The 21755-nt window shown below is 65.0% G+C and carries 19 protein-coding genes; 12 read left to right on the top strand and 7 right to left on the bottom strand.

Annotated elements, in window-relative coordinates; all coding sequences use genetic code 11:
- Positions 1–95 precede the first annotated feature (95 nt).
- Positions 96–614: a DUF6101 family protein gene (locus GGD61_RS06295; RefSeq protein WP_092255279.1), complete on the top strand. Its 519-nt coding sequence runs from the start codon at positions 96–98 to the stop codon at positions 612–614.
- A gap of 103 nt (positions 615–717) precedes the next feature.
- On the opposite strand, the gene ubiA is transcribed toward GGD61_RS06295, so the two are convergent.
- Both ubiA and GGD61_RS06305 read right to left on the bottom strand, forming a co-directional pair.
- Complete coding sequence (gene ubiA, locus GGD61_RS06300) at positions 718–1671, bottom strand: 4-hydroxybenzoate octaprenyltransferase (RefSeq protein ID WP_092255282.1); 954 nt, start codon at positions 1669–1671, stop codon at positions 718–720.
- Positions 1672–1812: 141 nt separating this feature from the next.
- Positions 1813–2475: a hypothetical protein gene (locus GGD61_RS06305; RefSeq protein ID WP_018321914.1), complete on the bottom strand. Its 663-nt coding sequence runs from the start codon at positions 2473–2475 to the stop codon at positions 1813–1815.
- A gap of 210 nt (positions 2476–2685) precedes the next feature.
- Between GGD61_RS06305 and GGD61_RS06310 the strand changes: the two genes are divergently transcribed.
- The 6 genes from GGD61_RS06310 (at position 2686) to GGD61_RS06335 (ending at position 8854) form a co-directional block, all read left to right on the top strand.
- Entirely contained in the window at positions 2686–3444 is a 759-nt protein-coding gene (locus GGD61_RS06310; protein ID WP_092255285.1) for a 16S rRNA (uracil(1498)-N(3))-methyltransferase, read from the top strand.
- A 359-nt stretch (positions 3445–3803) separates the two neighbouring features.
- Positions 3804–4955 (top strand): ATP phosphoribosyltransferase regulatory subunit, encoded by a 1152-nt coding sequence (locus GGD61_RS06315; RefSeq protein ID WP_183230434.1) that lies wholly within the window; start codon positions 3804–3806, stop codon positions 4953–4955.
- 3 nt (positions 4956–4958) lie between these two features.
- Entirely contained in the window at positions 4959–5936 is a 978-nt protein-coding gene (hisG, locus tag GGD61_RS06320) for an ATP phosphoribosyltransferase (RefSeq protein ID WP_018321910.1), read from the top strand.
- A gap of 98 nt (positions 5937–6034) precedes the next feature.
- Entirely contained in the window at positions 6035–7072 is a 1038-nt protein-coding gene (locus GGD61_RS06325; protein WP_018321909.1) for a glycosyltransferase family 2 protein, read from the top strand.
- The gene (locus GGD61_RS06330) at positions 7069–7914 is read left to right on the top strand and encodes a ChbG/HpnK family deacetylase (RefSeq protein WP_092255291.1); all 846 of its coding nucleotides are present in this window, start codon (positions 7069–7071) and stop codon (positions 7912–7914) included. The genes GGD61_RS06325 and GGD61_RS06330 overlap by 4 nt, the downstream gene beginning before the upstream one ends.
- A gap of 115 nt (positions 7915–8029) precedes the next feature.
- Positions 8030–8854, top strand: a complete 825-nt coding sequence (locus tag GGD61_RS06335; RefSeq protein ID WP_018321907.1) for a DUF2076 domain-containing protein — start codon at positions 8030–8032, stop codon at positions 8852–8854.
- A gap of 643 nt (positions 8855–9497) precedes the next feature.
- On the opposite strand, the gene GGD61_RS06340 is transcribed toward GGD61_RS06335, so the two are convergent.
- Positions 9498–10307 carry a L,D-transpeptidase gene (locus GGD61_RS06340; protein WP_092255294.1) on the bottom strand — a complete coding sequence of 270 codons (810 nt, stop codon included), beginning with the start codon at positions 10305–10307 and terminating at the stop codon, positions 9498–9500.
- Positions 10308–10624: 317 nt separating this feature from the next.
- Between GGD61_RS06340 and GGD61_RS06345 the strand changes: the two genes are divergently transcribed.
- The gene (locus GGD61_RS06345; protein ID WP_026202637.1) at positions 10625–11410 is read left to right on the top strand and encodes a protein phosphatase CheZ; all 786 of its coding nucleotides are present in this window, start codon (positions 10625–10627) and stop codon (positions 11408–11410) included.
- Positions 11411–11600: 190 nt separating this feature from the next.
- Here GGD61_RS06345 and GGD61_RS06350 read toward each other — a convergent pair whose 3' ends face one another.
- Positions 11601–12122: a hypothetical protein gene (locus GGD61_RS06350; RefSeq protein WP_026202636.1), complete on the bottom strand. Its 522-nt coding sequence runs from the start codon at positions 12120–12122 to the stop codon at positions 11601–11603.
- Positions 12123–12437: 315 nt separating this feature from the next.
- On the opposite strand from GGD61_RS06350, the gene groES reads away from it, so the two are divergent.
- The 3 genes from groES (at position 12438) to GGD61_RS06365 (ending at position 15924) form a co-directional block, all read left to right on the top strand.
- Positions 12438–12734, top strand: a complete 297-nt coding sequence (gene groES / locus GGD61_RS06355) for a co-chaperone GroES (protein WP_018321905.1) — start codon at positions 12438–12440, stop codon at positions 12732–12734.
- 146 nt (positions 12735–12880) lie between these two features.
- The gene (gene groL, locus GGD61_RS06360) at positions 12881–14512 is read left to right on the top strand and encodes a chaperonin GroEL (protein WP_018321904.1); all 1632 of its coding nucleotides are present in this window, start codon (positions 12881–12883) and stop codon (positions 14510–14512) included.
- 200 nt (positions 14513–14712) lie between these two features.
- Positions 14713–15924 (top strand): hypothetical protein, encoded by a 1212-nt coding sequence (locus GGD61_RS06365; protein WP_092255297.1) that lies wholly within the window; start codon positions 14713–14715, stop codon positions 15922–15924.
- A 149-nt stretch (positions 15925–16073) separates the two neighbouring features.
- On the opposite strand, the gene GGD61_RS06370 is transcribed toward GGD61_RS06365, so the two are convergent.
- Both GGD61_RS06370 and GGD61_RS06375 read right to left on the bottom strand, forming a co-directional pair.
- The gene (locus GGD61_RS06370) at positions 16074–16472 is read right to left on the bottom strand and encodes an META domain-containing protein (RefSeq protein ID WP_177237062.1); all 399 of its coding nucleotides are present in this window, start codon (positions 16470–16472) and stop codon (positions 16074–16076) included.
- 159 nt (positions 16473–16631) lie between these two features.
- Entirely contained in the window at positions 16632–18296 is a 1665-nt protein-coding gene (locus GGD61_RS06375) for an L-lactate permease (protein WP_018321901.1), read from the bottom strand.
- Positions 18297–18611: 315 nt separating this feature from the next.
- On the opposite strand from GGD61_RS06375, the gene GGD61_RS06380 reads away from it, so the two are divergent.
- A complete protein-coding gene (locus tag GGD61_RS06380; RefSeq protein WP_092255306.1) occupies positions 18612–20372 on the top strand; it encodes an ABC transporter ATP-binding protein/permease in 1761 nt (586 codons plus the stop codon).
- 102 nt (positions 20373–20474) lie between these two features.
- Here the strand turns inward: GGD61_RS06380 and GGD61_RS06385 are convergent, their stop codons facing one another.
- Complete coding sequence (locus GGD61_RS06385; RefSeq protein WP_026202635.1) at positions 20475–21491, bottom strand: TorF family putative porin; 1017 nt, start codon at positions 21489–21491, stop codon at positions 20475–20477.
- Between the last annotated feature and the right edge of the window lie 264 nt (positions 21492–21755).

Below are 21755 nucleotides of genomic sequence, written 5' to 3' on the forward strand. Positions count from 1 at the left end.
TGGGTTAACCAGCCTTTTTAAGCGGTTTCGGAAGGCGGCGCGCTAAGGTCCTCGCATCGACCGGGAACATAATCCCGGCGGGGAGAACTAAAGCCGTGAGGCGTCAAACAGCAACATGCGGGGTCGCTCCCGCCGGGTCGAGCCGCTCTCTGCGGCTCGACCCCCTTTCCCTTCCGGTCCGCTTCGATGCGCACGATCCGCGCGCCGACGGACATGTCAGGCAGATCGAGCTTCATCGCGAACGCGTCGTGCTTCGCCGTGCCGTTCGCGGCATGCAGATGGCGATCAACGTCCGCGTCAGCGACTTCACAGGCGTCGCACTGCGCGGCAATGACGAAGCGCAGGCCATCGTCCTGGTGCATCGCGATCCCTCGCTCTCCGTTCCGCTGCTCGTCGGCGCCGACGGCGAGGAGCTCGTCGAGGCCTTGGCGATCTGGAGCGAGCTGTTCGCGCTTCCGCAGCTCGACGAAGGCGCGCGCAAGCCCGCGGCCCGCCGCCGCCGCGCCAATGCGATCCGCGCCCGCCGTCCGAAATTCCTGATGCGCCGCCGCACCGGCATCGCGCGGAAGCTGTCGGTTCATCGCGAAGAACGCGAGATCATCGCGAGGAATTGAAGGTGCCGTAGGGTGGGCAAAGCGCAAGCGTGCCCACGTTCTTTGTCGATCATTGAGAGCTCGTGGGCACGGCGCAAGGGCGCCTTTGCCCACCCTACGGGAGCTACGCCCGCATCACCGCGTCGGCGAGCAATCCTGCAAACAGCAACAGACCCGCATCCCTGTTCGACTTGAACAAACGCAGACACAGCTCGGGATCATCAATCCGCAAGCGCACGATCTGCGAGGCCAGGTGCGCGGCGAAGGCGGCAAGCCCGAGCCAGGCCGGCCAGCGCGCATCGCCTGAGGCCAGCGCGACACCGATCAGCATCACAGCGAGCCCGTAGAACAGGATCAGCGCCTGGTGCGTATGCGCGCCGAACAGGCGCGCGGTGGACTTGATGCCGATCAGCGCGTCGTCGTCGGCGTCCTGATGCGCGTAGATCGTGTCATAGCCAATCACCCATGAAATCGCGCCGGCATAGAGCACCAGCGCGGTGACGTCGATGCGGCCGAAGGTGACGGCAAATCCCATCAGGGCGCCCCAGGAGAAGGCAAGACCGAGCACGATCTGCGGCCACCAGGTGATGCGCTTCATGAAGGGGTAGATCGCGACGATCAGGAGCGAGGCGATGCCTGTCGCAATCGCGAAGCGGTTGAACTGCAGCAACACGATAAGGCCGATCAGCGCCTGCACGACCATCCAAGCCAGCGCCTGCTTCGTGCTCACCTGCCCCGACGGCAGCGGCCGCGAGCGGGTGCGCTCGACCTTGTCGTCGAGGTCGCGGTCGGTGATGTCATTCCAGGTGCAGCCCGCTCCGCGCATCACGAAGGCGCCGATGAAGAACAGCACGATGGTGAGCGGCAGTCCGCGGACGTCATGCGCCATGCCGCTCGCGAGCGCCGCCGACCACCAGCACGGCATCAACAGCAGCCAGGAGCCGATCGGACGATCGAAGCGGGACAATCGCAAATAGGGCCGCGCCCATGGCGGCGCGAGCGTATCAACCCAGTTGCCGGTGGAATCGGCAACGCGGGCGGATGTGCTAGTGTCCAGTTTTCGAAGTTCGTATTCCATCGCGGCGTATCCCGGTACGAACTTCGAAAACTACAAGGGCACTAGCAAGAAACTATAATTCACGTGCCGCTTATCGATTTGAAGTTCTCATGAGGATCTCGCGGCAAACACCGTAGGAACTTCAAATCGGCGGCACGTGTATCATCGGGTCAGGACGTTGCCGTTGAGCGTGTCGAAGGTGCTGCCGCCCTTCTTGCCGGCATTGGCCTCAGGCGCCGAGCCTGAACCTAGCACCTCGCTCAACGACGGGCCGGCCGGACCGCGCGGCTGGTTCTGCATCTGCTGCGCGACGTTGCAGACCTTCGTCGCCATGGCCTCGGTATTCTTGTGACCGTCCTTCATCTGCGCGCCGATCTGCGGCGGGATTCCGCATTTGGCGGCGTGGGACTCGATGTACTTGATCATCTTGGTCTCAGCCTGGCTGAAATTGCGGATCAGCTTGCAGGCTTCGTCCGGCGGCGCATGACGGTCGCTCGCGGCCTTGATCAGCTTGCCGCGCTTCTCGGCTTCCTCGCGCAGAGGAATGAAAGCCTTCATGCAGTCCTCGCCGGGGCCGCCCTGGGTCGGCGGGGCCGCGCTGAACGCGCCAGCGCCGCCGACGGGCGCGGCGCCGTTCACGGGAAAGGACGATTGCGGTGCCGTGCCGACCGAAGCGGTCGGCGCCGAGCCGTTCACCGGGGGAAACGCGGAACTGGTGGCGGCCTGGTTCGGCAGCGGCGCCGGGAAGGCGCTTTGCGCATAGGCGCCCGCGGTGCTCAGGGTGACCATGGCGGCAGTGATCGGAACCATCAAATGACGGATCATCAGGATAGTCTCTCCGGCAGGAGCTACGGGGTTCAGCGTCTTCCCAATTGAAGCGCAACCAGCGTGTTCGCGTTTTTACGATTCCCGCCGGCGCTTAACAACCCGTTGAATAGGGCAATAGCGCGGCGCGGGGACGCACTATTTCGGCAATATTTACCCCCGGAATGGCTGCTTTCGGTTAAGAACGGCCCCAAATCGGACCCTTGAACGATGCCCTCCCACGATTTTCGCGCTCCCCGCCTGTTCGTCGACGCTCCCCTTGCCCAGGACGCCAGGATCCCGCTCGACCGCGACCAGAGCAATTATCTCGGCAATGTGCTGCGGCTTGCCGCCGGGGCCGAGGTTTTGGCCTTCAACGGCCGCGACGGCGAGTGGCAGGCCGCCATCGAAGGTCGCAAGCGGCCGGACGGCCTCGTGATCCTGCAGCAGACCCGGCCCCAGGACAGGCTGCCGGACGTCGCCTACGTTTTCGCCCCGCTCAAGCATGCCAGGCTGGATTACATGGTCCAGAAGGCCATCGAGATGGGCGCCGCCGGCCTGCAGCCGGTCCTGACCCGGTTCACCCAGGCCTCCCGGGTCAACACCGAGCGGATGCGCGCCAATGTCGTCGAGGCGGCCGAGCAATGCGGCATCCTGAGCATCGCCACGGTCGCCGAGCCGGTGCCGCTGGAGCGGTATCTCAGTCAGCGCCCCGCGGGCCGCCTGCTGATCTTCTGCGACGAGGCGGCGGAGCTGCAAAACCCGGTTCAAAGCCTGCAAAACGCCCGCGAGGCCGGACAGGGGATCGACGTGCTGATCGGCCCCGAAGGCGGCTTTGCCGAAGAGGAGCGCGCCCTGCTGCTGCGGCAACCCAGGATCCTCCGGCTGGCGCTCGGCCCGCGGATCATGCGGGCCGACACCGCCGCCGTCGCCGCGCTGGCGCTGGTGCAGGCGGTGCTGGGCGACTGGGGTGGCAAGACCGGCACCTGACAAGGCTCGATTGGCAGCCGCAGGGGAGACGCGCCCCCTCTCCCGCTTGCGGGGGAGGGTTGGGGTGGGGGTGCCTCCGCGTCGGGATTGTCTGAGGCTTAGGGAGAAATTCCCCTAGCGGAAAGAGCCCCCACCCGGCGCTTCGCGCCGACCTCCCCCGCAAGCGGGAGAGGTTGAGCGAGCCCGCGGCGGCCCAGGTGGCTCCCCTAGCGCGCGTCGAGAACGTCCATTGCCCGTCCATTAAGCGATTGATCCTTTGGAGGTCGAAACCGCGCATCGACCATGCTAAGGGCTGCGCAATTCGCTTGCCTCCCCTTGCCCTTGCCTGCCCGGTTCCACCGGGACGATGGACCCCAGTTATGACCGCGACTGCCACCTCAAATGCTGCCGGCTCCGCCGCCTGGGCGGATACGCTGCTGTTGTCGTTCGCGCAGGCCGGTTACGTCAGGGCCGAGCCCGCCATCCTGCAGCCGGCCGAGCCGTTCCTGGACCTCTCCGGCGAGGACATCCGCAAGAGCCTATATCTGACGACGGACCTCACGGGCGAGGAGCTGTGCCTGCGCCCGGACCTGACCATTCCGGTGGCGCGCGACTACCTGAGCTCCGGTCGTGCCGGCCAGCCGGCCGGGTTCAGCTATCTCGGCCCGGTGTTCCGCTACCGCAGCGGCCAGGCCAGCGAATTCCTGCAGGCCGGCATCGAATCATTCGGCCGCCAGGACCGCGCCGCCGCCGACTCCGAGACGTTGGCGCTCGGGCTCGAAGCGACCGCGGCCTTCGGTGTCCGCGACGTCGAGATCCGCACCGGCGACGTGGCGCTGTTCAACGCGCTGCTCGATGCGCTCGACCTCTATCCGGTCTGGCGCCGCCGCCTGGTCAAGGACTTCAATCGCAAGATCAGCCTGGAAAAGGATCTGGAACGGCTCGCGGCCGCGACCACCGCGACCCGCAGCGAATATGAGGGCGTGCTCGCCGCCCTCGCCGGCTCCGACCGCAAGGCGGCGCTCGCCTTCGTCACCGATCTGATGTCGATCGCCGGCACCACCAATGTCGGGGGACGCACCACGGCCGAGATCGCCGATCGCTTCCTCGAGCAATCGACGCTGAAGGGCGGCGCATTGCCGCGCGAGGCGATCACCGTGCTCAAGCGCTTCCTGACGATTGCAGGCAATCCCGACGACGCCATCGCCGAGCTGCGCGCGCTCACTGCCGACGCCAAGCTCGACCTCACGGCAGCGATCGACCAGTTCGAGAGCCGGGTCGGCTTCATGGCGGCGCGCGGCATCGACGTGAAGCAGACGCGCTTCTCGACCGCGTTCGGGCGCGGGCTCGACTATTACACCGGCTTCGAATTCGAGCTGCATCACCGGGGCAACGGCGCCGAGCCGCTGGTTGCCGGCGGCCGCTATGACGGGCTGATGACCCAGCTTGGATCGACTGAACCGATTCCCGCGGTCGGCTTCTCGGTCTGGGTGGACGCGCTGACGAAGATCGGCCGCAAGGTGGGAGCTTAAGTCATGAGCGCGCCATTCGTTCTGGCCGTTCCCTCCAAGGGTCGCCTTCAGGAAAACACCGAAGCCTTCTTCGCCCGTGCCGGCCTCAAGCTGTCGAAGGCCGGCGGCGCCCGCGACTATCGCGGCACGCTTGCAGGCCTCGACCATGTCGAGGTCGCCTATCTCTCGGCGAGCGAGATCGCCTCGCAACTGTCGCGCGGTCTTGCGCATCTCGGCGTCACCGGCGAAGACCTGGTGCGCGAGAACATCGCGGACGCCGACAAGCGCGTGTCGCTGATCGATGGGCTCGGCTTCGGCTATGCCGACGTCGTCGTCGCGGTGCCGCAGGCGTGGATCGACGTTCGCACCATGGCCGACCTCGACGACGTCACCACCGGCTTCCGCGAGCAGCATCACATGCGGATGCGGGTCGCGACCAAGTTCATCAACCTCACCCGCACCTTCTTCCAGAGCCACGGGATCACCGATTACCGCATCGTCGAAAGTAGCGGCGCGACCGAAGGCGCGCCGGCGGCCGGCAGCGCCGAGCTGATCGTCGACATCACCACCACGGGCGCGACGCTTGCCGCCAACGGCTTGCGGGTGCTCGACGACGGCGTGATCCTGCGCAGCCAGGCCAATCTGGTCGCCTCGAAAGAGGCCGACTGGACGCCGCAGGCGCGGGAGACCGCGCGCGTCATCCTCGATCACATCGCAGCAAGGGCGCGGGCCAACAAGTATCGCGAGGTCCGCACCCGCTTCCGGCAATGCGACGCCGCCCTGCTCGGCGAAGCCCACAGCCGGTACGGCGTCGAGGCCCCGTTCGGCGGGCCGACCTCGTCAGGCATGCTGACGCTGCACTGCCCACCGGGGCAGCTCTATGCGCTGGCAAGCTTCCTGCGCGAGCATGGCGCCGAAACCGTCTCGGTGGTTTCGCTCGACTACGTGTTCGACCGGGAGAACCCGCTGTTCGCCAAGCTCGAGGCGTTCCTGCGGCGGTGAGCCCTGGGACGTTCGGCCTTTCGTTCAGCTTTGCGACAGCAAATGGCGGCTACCATATGCTGTTGAGATGACTTTGAACGCTTCTGGAACCTTGATCGATGACGCTGGGCTCTGACGTTTCCGGCATGACGACGACCGCAGGCACCGCAGCCGCGAAGGGACTGTCGATCGTCGTCCCCGTCTACAACGAGGCGGCGGGCCTCGCCGCCCTGCACCAGCGCATCTGCGATCTCGCAAAGACTTTGCGGGAGCGCTATCGGCTGGCTTGCGAAGTCGTCTATGTCGACGACGGCAGCAAGGATGCGACGCTGGCGATCGCCCGCTCGCTGCCGGCCGACGCGATCGATGTCCAGGTGGTGTCGCTGTCGCGCAATTTCGGCAAGGAGGCGGCGCTGATGGCCGGCCTCGACCATGCCCGGCTCGGCGCCGTCATGTTCATGGACGGCGACGGCCAGCATCCGCCGGCGCTGATCGAACAGCTGGTGCGGCACTGGATCGATGACGGCTATGACGTCGTCTACACCGCCAAGGCGCATCGCGACAACGAGACCTTCCTGCGCCGGGTCGCCGTGCACGGCTTCTATGCGCTGATCAATTGGGGGGCCCGGCAGAAGATTCCCGAGGACGCCGGCGACTTCCGCCTGCTGTCACCGCGCGCGGTCACAGCGCTCAGGCAGCTGCCCGAGCGCAACCGGTTCTTCAAGGGCCTCGCCAGCTGGATCGGCTTCCGCCAGATCCGCGTCGACTACGAGCCTGCCGCACGCGCCCACGGCGTCACCACCTTCAACGCCGCAAGCCTGCTCGGCCTGTCGATCGAGGGCCTGACCTCGTTTTCGGTCGCCCCCCTGCGCTTTGCCAGCCTGCTCGGCGTCATTCTCGCCGGTGGCGCCTTCCTGTTCGGCCTTTCGATCCTCTGGGAGGTGTTCACGACCGGCAAGCAGGTGCCCGGCTATCCCTCGCTCGTGATCGGCCTGATGACGATCGGCGGCGTGCAGCTCATCATGATCGGCATCGTCGGCGAATATATCGGCAAGATCCTGTCCGAGCTGAAGGCGCGCCCGATCTACTTCGTCGCCGAGCATAGTGAAAAGCACTTCGAAGCCGACGATGCCGCGAAGAGGACGGCCGCCGAATGAGCGCGGCCGCGGGCCTGCGGCGGATCTGGCTCTGTGCCGACGATTACGGCATCAGCCCGGGCGTCAACCGCGCCATCCGCGACCTGATCGAACGCGGCCGTCTCAACGCCACCTCGGTGATGATGGTGGGGCCTGCGATCGCGCGCAGCGAGGTCGAGGCGCTCCAGGCCTCGGCGAAGACGAGCCCGCGCTGCGCGATCGGATTGCACGTGACGCTGTCGGCGCCGTTCCGCCCCCTCACCATGCATTTTCGTCCGCTCGACGGCGACATGTTCATGCCGTTTCCGAAGCTGCTGCGCGCGGGCATTTTGCGGCGGCTCGACCGCGAATTCTTCCGCAACGAGGTGAAGGCGCAGCTCGCCGCCTTTGCCGAAGCGTTCGGGCGCGCGCCTGACTTCGTCGACGGCCATCAGCATGTGCAGCTCTATCCGCAGGTGCGCGACGGCTTCGTCGATGCGGTCAGCGAAGGCGCGCCGAACGCCTGGGTGCGCCAGGGCGGCCGCGACCTGCCGCTCAGGCAGCGGCTGGCCGCACCCAAGGCCATCGTGCTCGACATCCTCAGCGCCCAATTCCGCCGCCGTGCCGGCAGCGCCGGCCTCAGCTTCAACCCGGGCTTTGCCGGCGCCTATGACTTCACGCGGGCGGCCGATTTTGGCGAGCTGATGCGGCAATTCCTGGAAGGCTTGCCGGATGGCGGCCTCGTGATGTGCCATCCCGGCTTCGTCGACGATGTCCTCGCCGGCCTCGATCCGATGACCGATGTCCGCGAACGCGAGCACGCCTATCTGGTCGGCGACGCCTTTGCGCGTCTGCTGGCGGACAGCCGCACCACGCTGGGATGACAGCAAGCCGCGGGGCAGCTTGTCGCATACCGAAATTTAATCCGGCCGGCACTGTTGGGGCCATAATGGAACCCTACATCTGCTTCGCGCTTGTTTTGCGCGAGGGAGACTGATCATGACGCCGCAGGAACGCCAGCTCGTCGACGACCTTTTCGACCGGCTTTCGAAACTGGAAAACGCACCGCGCGATCCCGACGCGATCGCCGCGATCTCGGACGGGCTGCGCAAGGCACCCGGCGCGATCTATGCGCTGGTGCAGACCACGCTGCTGCAGGACGAGGCGCTGAAGCGCGCCCATAACCGCATCCAGGAGCTGGAAGCGGCCCATGGGCCCGAGCAGGCGCAGTCCGGCGGCTTCCTCGACACCATGCGCGACACCTTGTTCGGCGGAGGCCCCTCGCGCGGCTCGGTTCCGAACGTGCCGCCGCGTGACGCGCGGCCGGTCTGGAACAGCGGCGGAGCGATGCAGCAGACGCAACCGGGCTACGGTCAGCCCCCTTACGGCCAAGGTCCAGGTCAGGGCCCGGGCCAGGGTTATGGCGCACCGCCGATGGGCGGTGGCGGCGGCTCGTTCCTCGGCACCGCGGCGGCAGCTGCCGCCGGCGTCGTCGGTGGCTCGCTGCTGCTCTCGAGCATCCGCGGCATGATGGGCGGATCGCATCAGCAGGCCTTTGGCGACACCAATGCCCTCGGCGACCGCGGCGCTGGTGGAAGTCCTTGGGGCGGCAGCGATCAGTCCGGCGGCTCGCTCGCGCGCGATGCCGGCCTCAACGACATCGGCTCGAACCGCGAGTCTCGCCAGAGCTTCTCCGACCAGGCGAACAACGATCGTAACGACAACGACCAGAACTACGGCGACAACAACGACGACGGCAATATGGACGTGGCCGACGACAGCGATTTCGGCGGCGACGACGATGGCGGCAGCGATTACGCGTGAGCAATTCGCCCGAAAGATGCCAACGGCCGCCTCTCGGCGGCCGTTTTCTTTAGAGCGTGCCCCGAGCGCCTTTTGTGCGACGGCAAGCAGCCGGGACGTTCGATATAGTATGACTAATGTGCAGCGTCATTGGACTGGCTGAACGTTACCCGAGGCGCCTGAATTCACCATGACAAATCAAATCGGCATCTGACACGCGCAGCCGTAGACTCCCGGATTTCCAAATGCGGACATGGGTGTTCAACTGGAAGAACACGTTGCTCATGCCACACACCGATGTGGTTGCCTCTCTTGGTTATAGTCGGGGTTTTAAAAATGAGTCCACTTCAGCAGCGCATCGCCACCCTGACCAACGTGACAACTCATCTCATCACCGAGTTGTCGGAGTTGGAGGGACTGCACGAGCTCGTCAAGAAGGCCGAGCTGTCGGCGCGGCGATTGAAGCGCTCCGCTCGCGCATCGCTTTCCCATTCATCAACGCGTCGTCGCTGCTCTGTTGCCCCTCGTCTCGCTTCGACGGGGCATCGTCGGCCAGCCTAGACCTTAGCCGGAGGACGTACGCCGGCGGCACGCAACGCCTTCGATGCCGCGCGTCGCGAGCCGGCGCGACACGCGGAGTTGACGGCTCGCAGCGAGCGCCGGGCTACATCACCACGACCTTGGTGCCGACATTGACGCGGCCGTAGAGGTCGATGACATCTTCGTTGCGCATGCGGATGCAGCCGGAGGAGACGTTGGTGCCGATGGTCCAGGGCTCGTTGGAGCCGTGGATGCGGTACAGCGTCGAGCCCAGATACATCGCGCGGGCGCCGAGCGGGTTCTCCGGGCCGCCTTCCATGTGCCGGGGCAGATCGGGGCGGCGGGCGAGCATTTCGGCCGGCGGCGTCCAGTCCGGCCATTCGCGCTTGGCCGTGATCGCCTTCACGCCGGACCAGGTGAAGCCGGGACGCCCGACGCCAATACCGTAGCGCATCGCCCTGCCATTGCCCTCAACGAGATAGAGGAACTTGTTCGGGGTATCGACCACGATGGTGCCGGGACTTTCCTTGCCGCTATAGTCAACAGATTGCTTCTCGAACCTCGGATCGAACGGACGCTGCCGCGGGTCGACCGTCTCCTGCTGAACCGCGCCTTGCTGATATCCACCCTGCTGCGGCTCGCCCATCGGCGGCAGGCGGCGCTGGTCGTAATAGCCGGGCTGCTGTTGATAGACCGGCCGCTCGGGCGCGTAGGCCGGACCGCGGCCGGGACCGTCGCCGAACAGGAACTCGATGAAGCCGCCGCCCATGTTCGCATTGGAGGCGACGCGCACCGGCGCCGGCGGCACCTGCGGCTGGTAGAGCACCGCGGGCGGATCGTTCGGCACCGAATTGTCGAAGGCGCTGGCACTGTTTGCGCCGGCAATGAAGGTGCAAGCGCTGCCGAGCAGCGCGACAGACATTTTCTTGAACATCGACGTACTCTGTACTGTTTCGTCTAGATCACATGCGCCGTGGAGAGCTGATGGCTGGTCCGCGCCCCTCGACGTGGTCAATAAAAGGCAAAAGCCGTTTTGTTTGGTAAACAGAAACGGCATTTGGATTCACCACGTCGTCAGCAGCGGCGCAATTTGGCGATCAGCGTTTATTTTCGATGAACGCCGCGCGCGCATGGTTAATCGCTTCTTTGCGCGCCGTCGCGCGCAGCCGCACAACAGTTCCTGCCGTGAACTTCGTGTTAAATCGCTTCTGCCTACAAAGACGCGTGAGTGAGGTGGGGGGGAGTATCCTGATGGCTGTTCACCGCAAACGTTTTCGCGTCGAGGATATCGCTGGTGGCGAGATGCCGATTTTGGACGTAACCGAAGAGGCAATCCCGATGCATAGCGAGATCATGGCCGAGCTACGTGCGATCCGTGCACAGATGGCGAAAGGCGCTGCGCCCTTGCCCTTGTCCGGCAGCGCAGCCATGGCGGCGATCGACGCCTCCACCGCCCACGAGCTCTCCGAGGCTCGTACCATGCTCGAAACCTATCGGGCCCAGATCGAGCAGTGCGAAAAGCTGAAGGTCGAGCTCGACCTCATCCATGACGCCATCGACCGCACCAAGCGCGAAATCGCGACGCTGCACGGCAAGAGCTTTGACGGCGGCGAAATGGCCAAGGTCAATGGCGAGCTCGGCGCGGTGGTCGGCGGCACCGAGCAGGCGACCCAGCAGATCCTCGAAGCCGCGGAATCGATCGACCAGGCCGCCAGCGCAATGTCCAAGGTGGACTCGATCGACCAGCAGAAGCGGCTCGCCGACGACATCCAGGAACGCGTCATCTCGATCTTCGAGGCCTGCAACTTCCAGGACCTGACCGGCCAGCGCATCAGCAAGGTCATGACCACGATGAAGTTCATCGAGCAGCACATCAATGCGATGATGGAGATCTGGGGCGGCGTCGACGCGATCAAGTCGCACGTCGTGCCGCCGGTCGACAATCGCAGCGAGGACGACAAGCTTCTCAACGGCCCCAAGCTCGCCGGCGACGTCGGCCACGCCTCGCAGGACGACATCGACGCGCTGTTCGACTGAGCGGACGCCAGATAGAGAAAAACAAAACGCCGGCCTTTGGCCGGCGTTTTTGCTTTTTGGGACCATCCTCTCCGCTGTCATCGTCCGGCTTGACCGGACGATCCAGTATTCCAGAGGCAGCAGTGATTGAACCGAGAAGCCGCGGCGTACTGGATGCCCCGCTGTCGCGGAGCATGACGTAGGCGAGAAGCTACGCCCGCGGCGCGCAGCGGACGTAGACCATGTTGCCGTAGCGGGTGGCGGCGTCCTTGTCGATGAAGCGGGTGATCAGAACGCGGCCGTCGAAGGAGATGATTTCGCGGTCCTGCTCGCCGGGGGTCGGACCGGCCGGTCCGATGTAGTTCTTGCCGCTCGGCGAGCCCTTCAGCCGCAGCTCCTGCGGCGTCGCCTGGTCGGCCAGATGCATGATCACGCCGCCGGAGGAGCCGGCGGTGATCACGTAGGGATTTTTGCACTGGGCCCGGGCGGCAGCCTCGGTGCGGGCGCGGTCGGCCGGGTTCTGGAACGAGGCGAGGCCCCAGCGTCCGACGATCTCGTCGGCGCGAATGGTCGCAGGCATTTCGGGCGCGACGCCCGGCTCGGCTTCGGGCGGCGGCGAGGACGACGAGAAGGACGGCAGGCTCATGCCGCCGCCGCAGGCGCCCAGCAGCAGCGCCAGACAAGAGGCGGCGGCCAGATTGGCAACCGTGCGCGCGTGAGCTGAACTGATCATGGCATTCCCCCGAACAAGACCATGGCCGCACCCCTCCTGCAGCCAAGCGCAAAACCGCTGCCGGAGCAATGACGTCCTTTAATACGTCGGCGCCCCGAACAAGTTTCCAGTGCCACCATCCTATATCCGCCTCACCAATCGCTTAACCACCTTTGCTTGACAGGATCGCGGCCAAGCCATATTTCCGGGCCCACTATTAGCACTCGGAAAGCCCGATTGCTAAGCACGCCGTTCGATCCTCGGGATAGGGGGCGGACGGAAGCGCCGCCCCACCCACTTCACTACTTCCGAAGCGAGCCTCCAAAGGGAAACGTCATGGCTAAATCCAAATTTCGTCCGCTGCATGACCGTGTCGTGGTCAAACGTATCGACGCCGAGGAAAAGACCAAGGGCGGCATCATCATTCCGGACAGCGCCAAGGAAAAGCCGTCCCAGGGCGAGGTCGTCGCCGTCGGCCCCGGCGGCCGTGACGAGACCGGCAAGCTGACCCCGATCGACCTCAAGGTCGGCGACCGCGTGCTGTTCGGCAAATGGTCGGGCACCGAGGTCAAGATCGACAACGAAGAGCTCCTGATCATGAAGGAGTCGGACATCATGGGCGTACTGGCCTAAGGCCATCCGCCTGAACAGCCGCTGAATGTCATGCCCGGATCCAGGCGATCCGGGCATCCATCATTCCGCCGGGTTCGGTCCACGAATCCGGGATTGATGCGACGGGCGAGCGGCAGACACATCACCACACACGAGGGATTGCTAAAATGGCTGCCAAAGACGTCAAGTTTTCCGGAGACGCGCGCGATCGCATGCTGCGCGGCGTCGACGTTCTTGCCAACGCCGTCAAGGTGACGCTCGGCCCGAAGGGCCGCAACGTCGTCATCGAGAAGAGCTTCGGCGCACCCCGCATCACCAAGGACGGCGTCACCGTCGCCAAGGAGATCGAGCTCGAGGACAAGTTCGAGAACATGGGCGCCCAGATGGTGCGTGAGGTCGCCTCCAAGACCAACGACCTCGCCGGTGACGGCACCACCACTGCCACCGTGCTGGCCCAGGCCATCGTGCGCGAAGGCGCCAAGGCCGTTGCCGCCGGCATGAACCCGATGGACCTCAAGCGCGGCATCGACAGCGCGGTTGCTGCGGTCATCAAGGACATCGAGAAGCGCGCCAAGCCGGTCGCCGCCTCCTCCGAGGTCGCCCAGGTCGGCACCATCTCGGCCAACGGCGATGCCGCCATCGGCAAGATGATCGCCCAGGCGATGCAGAAGGTCGGCAACGAAGGCGTCATCACCGTCGAAGAGAACAAGTCGCTCGACACCGAAGTCGACATCGTCGAGGGCATGAAGTTCGACCGCGGCTATCTCAGCCCCTACTTCGTCACCAACCCCGAGAAGATGACCGCCGAGCTCGAGGATGCCTACATCCTCCTGCACGAGAAGAAGCTCTCGGGCCTGCAGGCCATGCTTCCGGTGCTGGAAGCCGTGGTGCAGTCGGGCAAGCCGCTCGTCATCATCGCCGAGGACGTCGAGGGCGAGGCGCTGGCCACCCTGGTCGTCAACCGCCTCCGTGGCGGCCTCAAGGTCGCCGCCGTCAAGGCGCCGGGCTTCGGCGATCGCCGCAAGGCCATGCTCGAGGACCTCGCCATCCTCACCGGCGGCCAGCTCATTTCCGAAGACCTCGGCATGAAGCTTGAAAACGTCACGGTGAAGATGCTGGGCCGCGCCGGCAAGGTCGTGATCGACAAGGAGAACACCACGATCGTCAAGGGCGCCGGCAAGAAGCCGGACATCGAGGCCCGTGTCGGCCAGATCAAGGCGCAGATCGAGGAGACCACCTCGGACTACGACCGTGAGAAGCTCCAGGAGCGCCTCGCCAAGCTGGCCGGCGGCGTCGCGGTGATCCGCGTCGGCGGCGCCACCGAGATCGAGGTCAAGGAGAAGAAGGACCGCGTCGAGGACGCCCTCAACGCCACCCGCGCCGCGGTGCAGGAAGGCATCGTCCCCGGCGGCGGCGTCGCGCTGCTCCGCGCCAAGAAGGCGGTGGGTCGTCTCACCAACGCCAATGCCGACGTCCAGGCCGGCATCAACATCGTGCTGAAGGCGCTGGAGGCCCCGATCCGCCAGATCTCCGAGAACGCGGGCGTGGAAGGCTCGATCGTCGTCGGCAAGATCCTGGAGAACAAGTCCGAGACCTTCGGCTTCGACGCCCAGAACGAGGACTATGTCGACATGGTCGAGAAGGGCATCATCGATCCCGCCAAGGTGGTGCGCACCGCGCTCCAGGACGCCTCCTCCGTGGCCGGCCTGCTGGTCACCACCGAGGCCATGGTCGCCGAAACGCCGAAGAAGGAAGCCCCGCCCGCGATGCCCGCCGGCGGCGGCATGGGAGGCTTCTAAGCCTCCGTTCCGTTACAGTGTTGCGAAGGCCGCCTCCGGGCGGCCTTCTTTTTTGCCGACCCTGCCCCTCCGCTTTCCGATTCAACCGTCGGCCAAAACCCACTACGGTGACGCGCCGATTCGAATTGTTTGGGCATGATCCTCTCGGAAAACCGCTTCACACCTTTCCGGATCATGCCCGTTGCGCGAGGATTTCATCGATGCGTGCGCTTCTGGTTTGTTCGACAGCCGTTTTGGCGGCTCTGCTTGCAGCTTCTCCGCATCCCGCCTCCGCCCAGATGAAGCTGTCGCCGAAGGCCACGATGCCCGGCGGTCCGGAGACGCGCTATTTCACCTCGATCGACGGGCTGATGGACGGCAATGCGGACGTGATCCTGAAGGAGACGCGCCAGGGCAAGACGGTGACGGCGGCCGTGCTCGACGTCTGCTATCCCGTCGCAAAGAATTCCGACCGCAAGGACCGCTTCGTCGTCAATCTGCAGGTCGCGGGCCAGACCCTGACCGGCACCACGCAGAGCATCAGCGAGAAGTCGCCCGTCAGCGTCAAGCTGCTGCGCAAGCAAGCCGGGGACACCTTCGAATTCCGCGGCCAGATCAGCATTGGCCAGGTGGTGACCGAGGTGACCTCGCCCGACAATTCCGATCTCAGCGAAAAGGAATTTCAGGACAACCAGACCTCCGACGACGGCATCACGCCGCAGCCGAAGGATTTCACCGACGTCTCGCCGGAAGCGATCGCGGTCAAGGTCAAGCTCGACGCTGCAACCGACTTCCTGAAGAGCCTGAAGGGCCAGGCGGTCGAGGTGACGCTGGCGAGCCTCACGGTTGGCTGCGATGCCCTGCGCGCAGGCGAGCAGACCATCAACATGTCGGTCGATCCCGAGCGCGCCGGCGCGCTGCTGGCGAAATTCAAGGCGACGCCGGGCGTCACCGCCGCGGGGTGGACTGCGGGCATGACCGAGATGGACCGCACCATCCGCTTCGCCGCGGCCGACTGGCGCGACGGCGACAAGATCAGCAAGGACAAGCTCGCGGCGGCCGTTTCGAACGTTTTGAGCCGGACGCTCGCGGCAAAGCCGATCTCGCAGAGCTTCAACCCCGCCACGGGCAAGCTCAAGCTGGTCTTCAAGCGGCCGAACCCTGACTTCCCCGCGCTCGATCTCACCGACACGATCGAGGTCGCAGGGCTCGTCTCGCCCGACAAGCCGGGCACGACCGACAAGCTCATGCTCTGGATCGGCAGCCCCGCGACGACGACCGCCGACGAGAGCAGCGGCGCTAAGCTCAATCTCTCCGACGACACCTCGGTCGACGAGGAAGGCGAGCAGCCCGACGACAACGGTTCAATCGAGGCGCTCACCAAGGAGCTTAAGGGCCAGCGCTGGGATGCCGACAAATCGGTGTGGAAGTAGGCTTTCGTGCCCCGGACGCTGCGCAGCACGTCAGTGATGCGCTGCAGAGCCGGGGCCCAGAGGCCCCGCGCAGTCGCCGATCGAGTTTGGGTCCCGGCTCTGCGCAGCAGCGTTGCACGCTGCAGCGCGTCCGGGACACAAGAGCGGAGCTAATTCCCCGTCGTGCGAAAACGCAGCGGCTTGGGGCCGATCAACGTCAGCACGTCGCCCTGACGCTTCCAGGTCTCGACGCTGCTGAGTGCCGCGACCAGATCGTCGTCGGCCTGCGCCCTTGCCGGCGGGCAGGAGCGATCCTGGATCTGACCGGGGACGAAGATCACGGTGTTGCCGGCGACCGAGAACTGGCCCTTGCCGCCCTTGCACCAGAGCTCCAGCACGACCTCGCCATGGTCGCCGATCTCGATGTTCGGGATCCGCTTCGAGCCTGCTTGCGGCAGCGCTTCCAGCGTCATCTCGGTGCCGAACGGGAAGCCGTCCTCGGCACGCGCGACAATGGTCATCGCGAGCATTGCAACCGCAGCACACACCAATCGCTTGAGCGAAACCATGAGACCTCTCGTCCGACCTGATTTGCCGCACCTTCTATAAGACGGCGGCGCCATTGAGAAGGTTCGCGCCACCTGGAGCGCGATGAGATTTGATTGGACGCAAAAATCCCCGCGGGGCGGAACCTCGCGGGGATTTGCCTTCGAGCCGGAGTTGGCCTGCTACTTCAGGACCATTGCCGTGAACGGCCAGACATAGGCCTGCAACGTCACGAGCACGCCGACGAGACAGGCCAGCACGATCGAGTGCCAGAACACGAAGCGCAGGATCGTGCCCTCGTGGCCGTACCAGTTGGTGGCAGTGGAGGCGACCACGATCGACTGCGCGTCGATCATCTTGCCCATCACGCCGCCGGACGAGTTCGCCGCGGCCATCAGGACCGGCGACAGGCCGAGCTGCTCGGAGGTGATCTTCTGCAGGTTTCCGAACAGCACGTTGGAGGCGGTGTCCGATCCCGTCAGCGCCACGCCCAGCCAGCCGAGCAGCGTGCCGAAGAAGGGATAGAGCACGCCGGTTGCGGCGAAGGCGAGGCCGAGCGTCGCGTCGACGCCGGAGAGCCGCGTCAAGGTGCCGATCGCCAGCATCGCCGAGATCGTGATCAGCGAGATCGCGCAGAGCCGGATGGTGCGGCCGTACTCGGTTACGAGCTTGCCGGGACCGACGCCCATCAGGACACCGGAGATGATCGCCGCGATCAGCATGCCGGTGCCGGTGAAGGACAGGTAGGTGAAGCCGAACACCGCGCTCTCTTTCGTCGGCGCTGGCGCGACAGGCGGCATCTTGTTGATCATCTGGTGCAGCTCGGGCACGGGATAGTTCCAGACGAAGATCGAATTCGCCCAGGCCTTGAACGCCCCGTTACCCCAGATCAGCATCACGATGCAGACGATGATCCACGGCAGCAGCGCGCCGAACAGTTCGCTCTGCGTCAGCGGCGTCTTGTCGAGCGGTTTGGCCGCCGCCATGGTGGCTGCCGATTCATCGCGGCCGCGCAGCGCCGGCGACAGCCAGAGCTGCCTGGGCTGCCAGACCTTGAGGAACAGAATCAGCGCGCCCATCGAGATCAGCGACGCACCGATGTCGACGATCCAGGGGTTGATGAAGTTCGAGATCACGAATTGCGGAATCGCGAACGACACGCCGGTGACCAGGATCGCCGGCCAGACATCCTTCATGCCCCTCCAGCCCGCGAACGCCCACACCACCCAGAACGGCACGATCAGCGAGAAGACCGGCAATTGCCGGCCGACCATGGCGCCGAGGATGTAGGGATCGAGCCCGGTGACCGAGGCAAGGCCCTGGATCGGCGTGCCCAGCGCGCCATAGGCGACCGGCGCGGTGTTGGCGATCAGCGACAGGCCGGACGCCGCGAGCGGCGAGAAGCCGAGGCCGATCAGCACGGCACCGGTGATGGCGACCGGCGTGCCGAAGCCCGAGGCGCCCTCGAAGAACGCGCCGAAGGAGAACGCGATCAGCAGCAATTGCAGCCGCCGGTCCTCGGTGACGCCGCCGATGGCGCGCTTGAGCAATTCGAAGCGTCCCGTGCTCACCGTCACCTGATAGAGGAAGATGACGTTGAGCACGATCCAGCCGATCGGGAAAAAGCCGGTGACGATGCCCAGCACCGAGGCGCGGATCGACATGTTCGCCGGCATGGTGAAGACGAAGATCGTGATCAGATTGGCCACGATCACGGCGATGACCGCCGCGATATGCGCCTGGACGCGGCCGCTCGCGATCAGAACCAGCAGCGTGACGACGGGCACCGCCGCCGCAATCGTCGACAGCACCGGGCTGTTCAGCGGATCATAGACTTGATTCCACATGGTCTTCCTCCCCACGCATGTTTGCGGCAGACGGCCCGCGTGGAGAGCCGATCCTGCTTGACGCTGGAAGCGATAACCCTCGAGCTGGACGCGAATTCCTCGCGAATGCGGCGGTTCCCGTCCCGCTCACAAGCTCGCGAAATCCCCGAGCACCCCTACCCCGCGCCGTCGAACCCCATGCTAGGGTTGCGGGGTGCGACAAGACAACGCAAATTGCAGACCTTGCGACTTTAGTCTAAGCGCGCCGCTTTTCGCCATTGCCTCAAGTGGTTGGCTCAGGGCATTTGTGCACATCCCCCCAGGAGACCCCGCTCTGTGAAGAACATCAGCGCCACGCTCGCGATCGTCTGGCGAATCGCCGTCCCCTATTTCCGGTCGGAAGACAAATGGGCCGGCCGCGGCCTGCTCGCCGTCGTCGTCGCGATGGAGCTGGTGCTGGTCGCGATCAACGTGCTGCTCAATCAGTGGCAGAACCGGTTCTACAGCGCATTGCAGGCCTACGATCTGCCCGAATTCGTCAAGGAGGTCTGGATCTTCCTTGGGCTTGCCTTCACCTTCGTCGCGCTGGCCGTCTACAAACTCTACCTGAACCAGTGGCTCCAGATCCGCTGGCGGCAATGGCTGACGCAACACTATCTCGGCGAATGGCTCGAGGGCGCCACGCATTACCGCATGCAGCTCAAGGGCGATGCCGCCGACAATCCGGACCAGCGCATCACCGAGGACCTCAAGAATTTCGTCGAGCAAACGCTGACCATCGGCCTCGGCCTGTTGTCGTCGATCGTGACGCTGGCCTCGTTCGTGGTCATCCTCTGGGGCCTGTCCTACAAGGCCCCCTTGTACATTTACGGCACCGATATCCTCGTGCCCGGTTTTCTGGTCTGGTGCGCCCTGGCCTACGCTATTCTGGGTACCGCGCTGACGCACTGGATCGGCGCCCCGCTCATCAATCTCAATTTCGAGCAGCAGCGCTTTGAGGCCGACTTCCGCTTCAACCTGATCCGCGTGCGCGAAAATTCCGAGCAGATCGCCCTTTTGAAAGGCGAGAACGCGGAGCGAGGGCATCTGCTGCGGCGCTTCGGCTTCGTCATCGGCAATTGGTACGAGATCATGGGCCGGACCAAGCGCCTGACCGCCTTCACGGCAAGCTACGGTCAGGCCGCGACGCTCTTTCCCTATGTGGTGGTGGCGCCTGCCTACTTCGCCAAGCGCATCCAGCTCGGCGACATGATGCAGACCGGCTCGGCGTTCGGCAGCGTGCAGGATGCGCTGTCCTTCTTCGTCACCGCCTATCGCTCGCTCGCAGAGTGGCGCGCGGTGATCGCCCGCCTCGATGGCTTCGAGATGTCGGTCAGCTCCGCCGCCTACGGCGCAGCGCTCGAACCGACCATCGACATCGCACCAGCGAACGGCAAGGCCATCGCGCTCGAGCAATTGCTCGTCAAACTGCCGAACGGCGCGCCTCTGGTCGCAGCCGATGCCTTCACGATCCAGCCGTCGGAGCGGGTGCTGGTGACCGGCCCGTCGGGCTCCGGCAAGTCGACACTGTTCCGGGCCATCGCCGGCGTCTGGCCGTTCGGCACCGGCACGATCGCCATTCCCGAGACGTCGAAGCTGATGATGCTGCCGCAGCGGCCGTATTTCCCGATCGGCGCGCTTGGCGACGCCATCATCTACCCGACTGAGCACGGCTCGGTCCCGCCCGAGAAGATCCGCGACGCCTTGATTGCCGTCGGCCTGCCGCGGCTGGCGGACCGGCTCGACGAGCACGGCCACTGGAACCGGACATTGTCGCTCGGCGAACAGCAACGCCTTGGGCTTGCTCGTGCGCTGCTGCACATGCCGGACTATCTCTTCCTCGACGAGGCGACCGCCTCGCTGGACGAGCCGTCCGAGGACCGGCTCTATCGGCTGCTGACGGAGAAGCTGCCGCAGGCCACCATCGTCTCGATCGGCCACCGCTCGACGCTCGACGCCTTCCACACCCGGAAGGTGGCGTTGGTGGAGGACGGCGAGATCTACGTCCTCGGTAAAGCCGGCGAGCCGGCCCGGGCGGAGCCGACCGCAGCGCGCTGAGGGGCCGGCCGGCATCTCGAACTACCAGGGCGGGCCCGCGGCCCAAAAGCAAAAGGGCGGCAGATTGCTCTGCCGCCCTCGTAGATGGTCTCGGGAACAAACTTACTTCAGGTTGGTCATCGCCGTCAGGTCGAACGAGAGCTTGGCGATGCCGGTCGCGCCGCACCACTTGGAGCCGACGCCCGACGGATTGATGCTGCTGTAGCTGCTGCTGAAGGTGGCGGTGTTGTCGCTGGTGAAGGCGTTGCAGTTAGCCTTCGAGAGGTCAGTGTCGGAGTAACGGAGATCCAGGGTCATCACCTTGTAGGTGAAGCCGACGCCGACGTTCCAGGTGTTGTAGTCAGCGTATTTGATGCCGTTCGGGAACGGGCCGCCGCCGAGCGGGCTGGCGATGCCGGTGCCGTAGAATGAGTCGGAGGTGCCGAACCACTGACGGCCGAATTCGCCCGACACATACATGCCGACGCCGCTCGAACCGAACGTCGTGCTCGGCGCCGTCCACTTGGCCGTGACCGAGGTGTAGTTGCCCCAGGCGCCGGTGTTGAGGAAGTTCGGCGAATAGAACTCGTTGATGCCGAACGCCCAGTTGTCGTTCACCGTGTAGGTCATCTTGCCGTAGACTTCGAAGAAGCTGACGTCCTTCTTCATGACGTTTCCGTTCGCCAACGCGTTGGCGGCGCATTCTGCGCTGAGCGGATTGCCGGCGGTGTCGAAGCCGGCGCCGTAATAGCAGGTCCCACCCGGATACAGGTAACCCCAGACGCCGATGTCGAAGGCGAAGGCACCGAAGGTCGGGCGGATACCGCCGTAGATGTCGATCTCAGCCGCGGCGCGGTTCGGGAAGGAAATGCTCTCACCGGCGACGCCGACATAGAGCTGCAGGTCCTTGGTGACGTTGTAGCGCGGCTCGAAATAAGCCGCGACCGACGGCTTGTTGTTCGACTGGGTGATACCGCGGAAGACGTAGTTGCTCATGATCGCGCCGCCGAAGGCGATATCCCAGGGGTCGAAGGCGGGTGGCGGCGGGGCTTTCAACGCCTTCACGCGCAAGTCTGCCGCGAAAGCCGAACCCGTCGTCACCATTGCCAGCGCCGTTGCCAACAAAGCCACTTTCTTCATTTCGATCCCCATCGTCAGTTCTTACCCAGTCGGATCCCGGAAGCCCCCCGGGGCAAACGACTTGTCTGCAAAATTGCGTTACTGCGACAATCTGGATTGAGGGATGGGGACCGTGAAGCAAAAATCACGGGCATCTGCCGACTTTTTGGGCGTTTTGACGATTCCACGAAAGGTTGTCGCCCTGTGTGTCTTCTCGATCACATTATTTGCATTCCAAAGTGCACGAAGGGACCGTGCAAGTACGGGGAAGGCAGCTAGCGTGGC

The organism is Bradyrhizobium sp. SBR1B (assembly GCF_014198205.1).
GTDB lineage: Bacteria > Pseudomonadota > Alphaproteobacteria > Rhizobiales > Xanthobacteraceae > Bradyrhizobium.

Coding starts and splice junctions, on each gene's coding strand:
- ubiA (WP_092255282.1), bottom strand. CDS start 1,671: ATGGAATACGAACTTCGAAAACTGGACACTAGCACATCCGCCCGCGTT.
- GGD61_RS06305 (WP_018321914.1), bottom strand. CDS start 2,475: ATGATCCGTCATTTGATGGTTCCGATCACTGCCGCCATGGTCACCCTG.
- GGD61_RS06310 (WP_092255285.1), top strand. CDS start 2,686: ATGCCCTCCCACGATTTTCGCGCTCCCCGCCTGTTCGTCGACGCTCCC.
- GGD61_RS06315 (WP_183230434.1), top strand. CDS start 3,804: ATGACCGCGACTGCCACCTCAAATGCTGCCGGCTCCGCCGCCTGGGCG.
- hisG (WP_018321910.1), top strand. CDS start 4,959: ATGAGCGCGCCATTCGTTCTGGCCGTTCCCTCCAAGGGTCGCCTTCAG.
- GGD61_RS06325 (WP_018321909.1), top strand. CDS start 6,035: ATGACGCTGGGCTCTGACGTTTCCGGCATGACGACGACCGCAGGCACC.
- GGD61_RS06330 (WP_092255291.1), top strand. CDS start 7,069: ATGAGCGCGGCCGCGGGCCTGCGGCGGATCTGGCTCTGTGCCGACGAT.
- GGD61_RS06335 (WP_018321907.1), top strand. CDS start 8,030: ATGACGCCGCAGGAACGCCAGCTCGTCGACGACCTTTTCGACCGGCTT.
- GGD61_RS06340 (WP_092255294.1), bottom strand. CDS start 10,307: ATGTTCAAGAAAATGTCTGTCGCGCTGCTCGGCAGCGCTTGCACCTTC.
- GGD61_RS06345 (WP_026202637.1), top strand. CDS start 10,625: ATGGCTGTTCACCGCAAACGTTTTCGCGTCGAGGATATCGCTGGTGGC.
- GGD61_RS06350 (WP_026202636.1), bottom strand. CDS start 12,122: ATGATCAGTTCAGCTCACGCGCGCACGGTTGCCAATCTGGCCGCCGCC.
- groES (WP_018321905.1), top strand. CDS start 12,438: ATGGCTAAATCCAAATTTCGTCCGCTGCATGACCGTGTCGTGGTCAAA.
- groL (WP_018321904.1), top strand. CDS start 12,881: ATGGCTGCCAAAGACGTCAAGTTTTCCGGAGACGCGCGCGATCGCATG.
- GGD61_RS06365 (WP_092255297.1), top strand. CDS start 14,713: ATGCGTGCGCTTCTGGTTTGTTCGACAGCCGTTTTGGCGGCTCTGCTT.
- GGD61_RS06370 (WP_177237062.1), bottom strand. CDS start 16,472: ATGGTTTCGCTCAAGCGATTGGTGTGTGCTGCGGTTGCAATGCTCGCG.
- GGD61_RS06375 (WP_018321901.1), bottom strand. CDS start 18,296: ATGTGGAATCAAGTCTATGATCCGCTGAACAGCCCGGTGCTGTCGACG.
- GGD61_RS06385 (WP_026202635.1), bottom strand. CDS start 21,491: ATGAAGAAAGTGGCTTTGTTGGCAACGGCGCTGGCAATGGTGACGACG.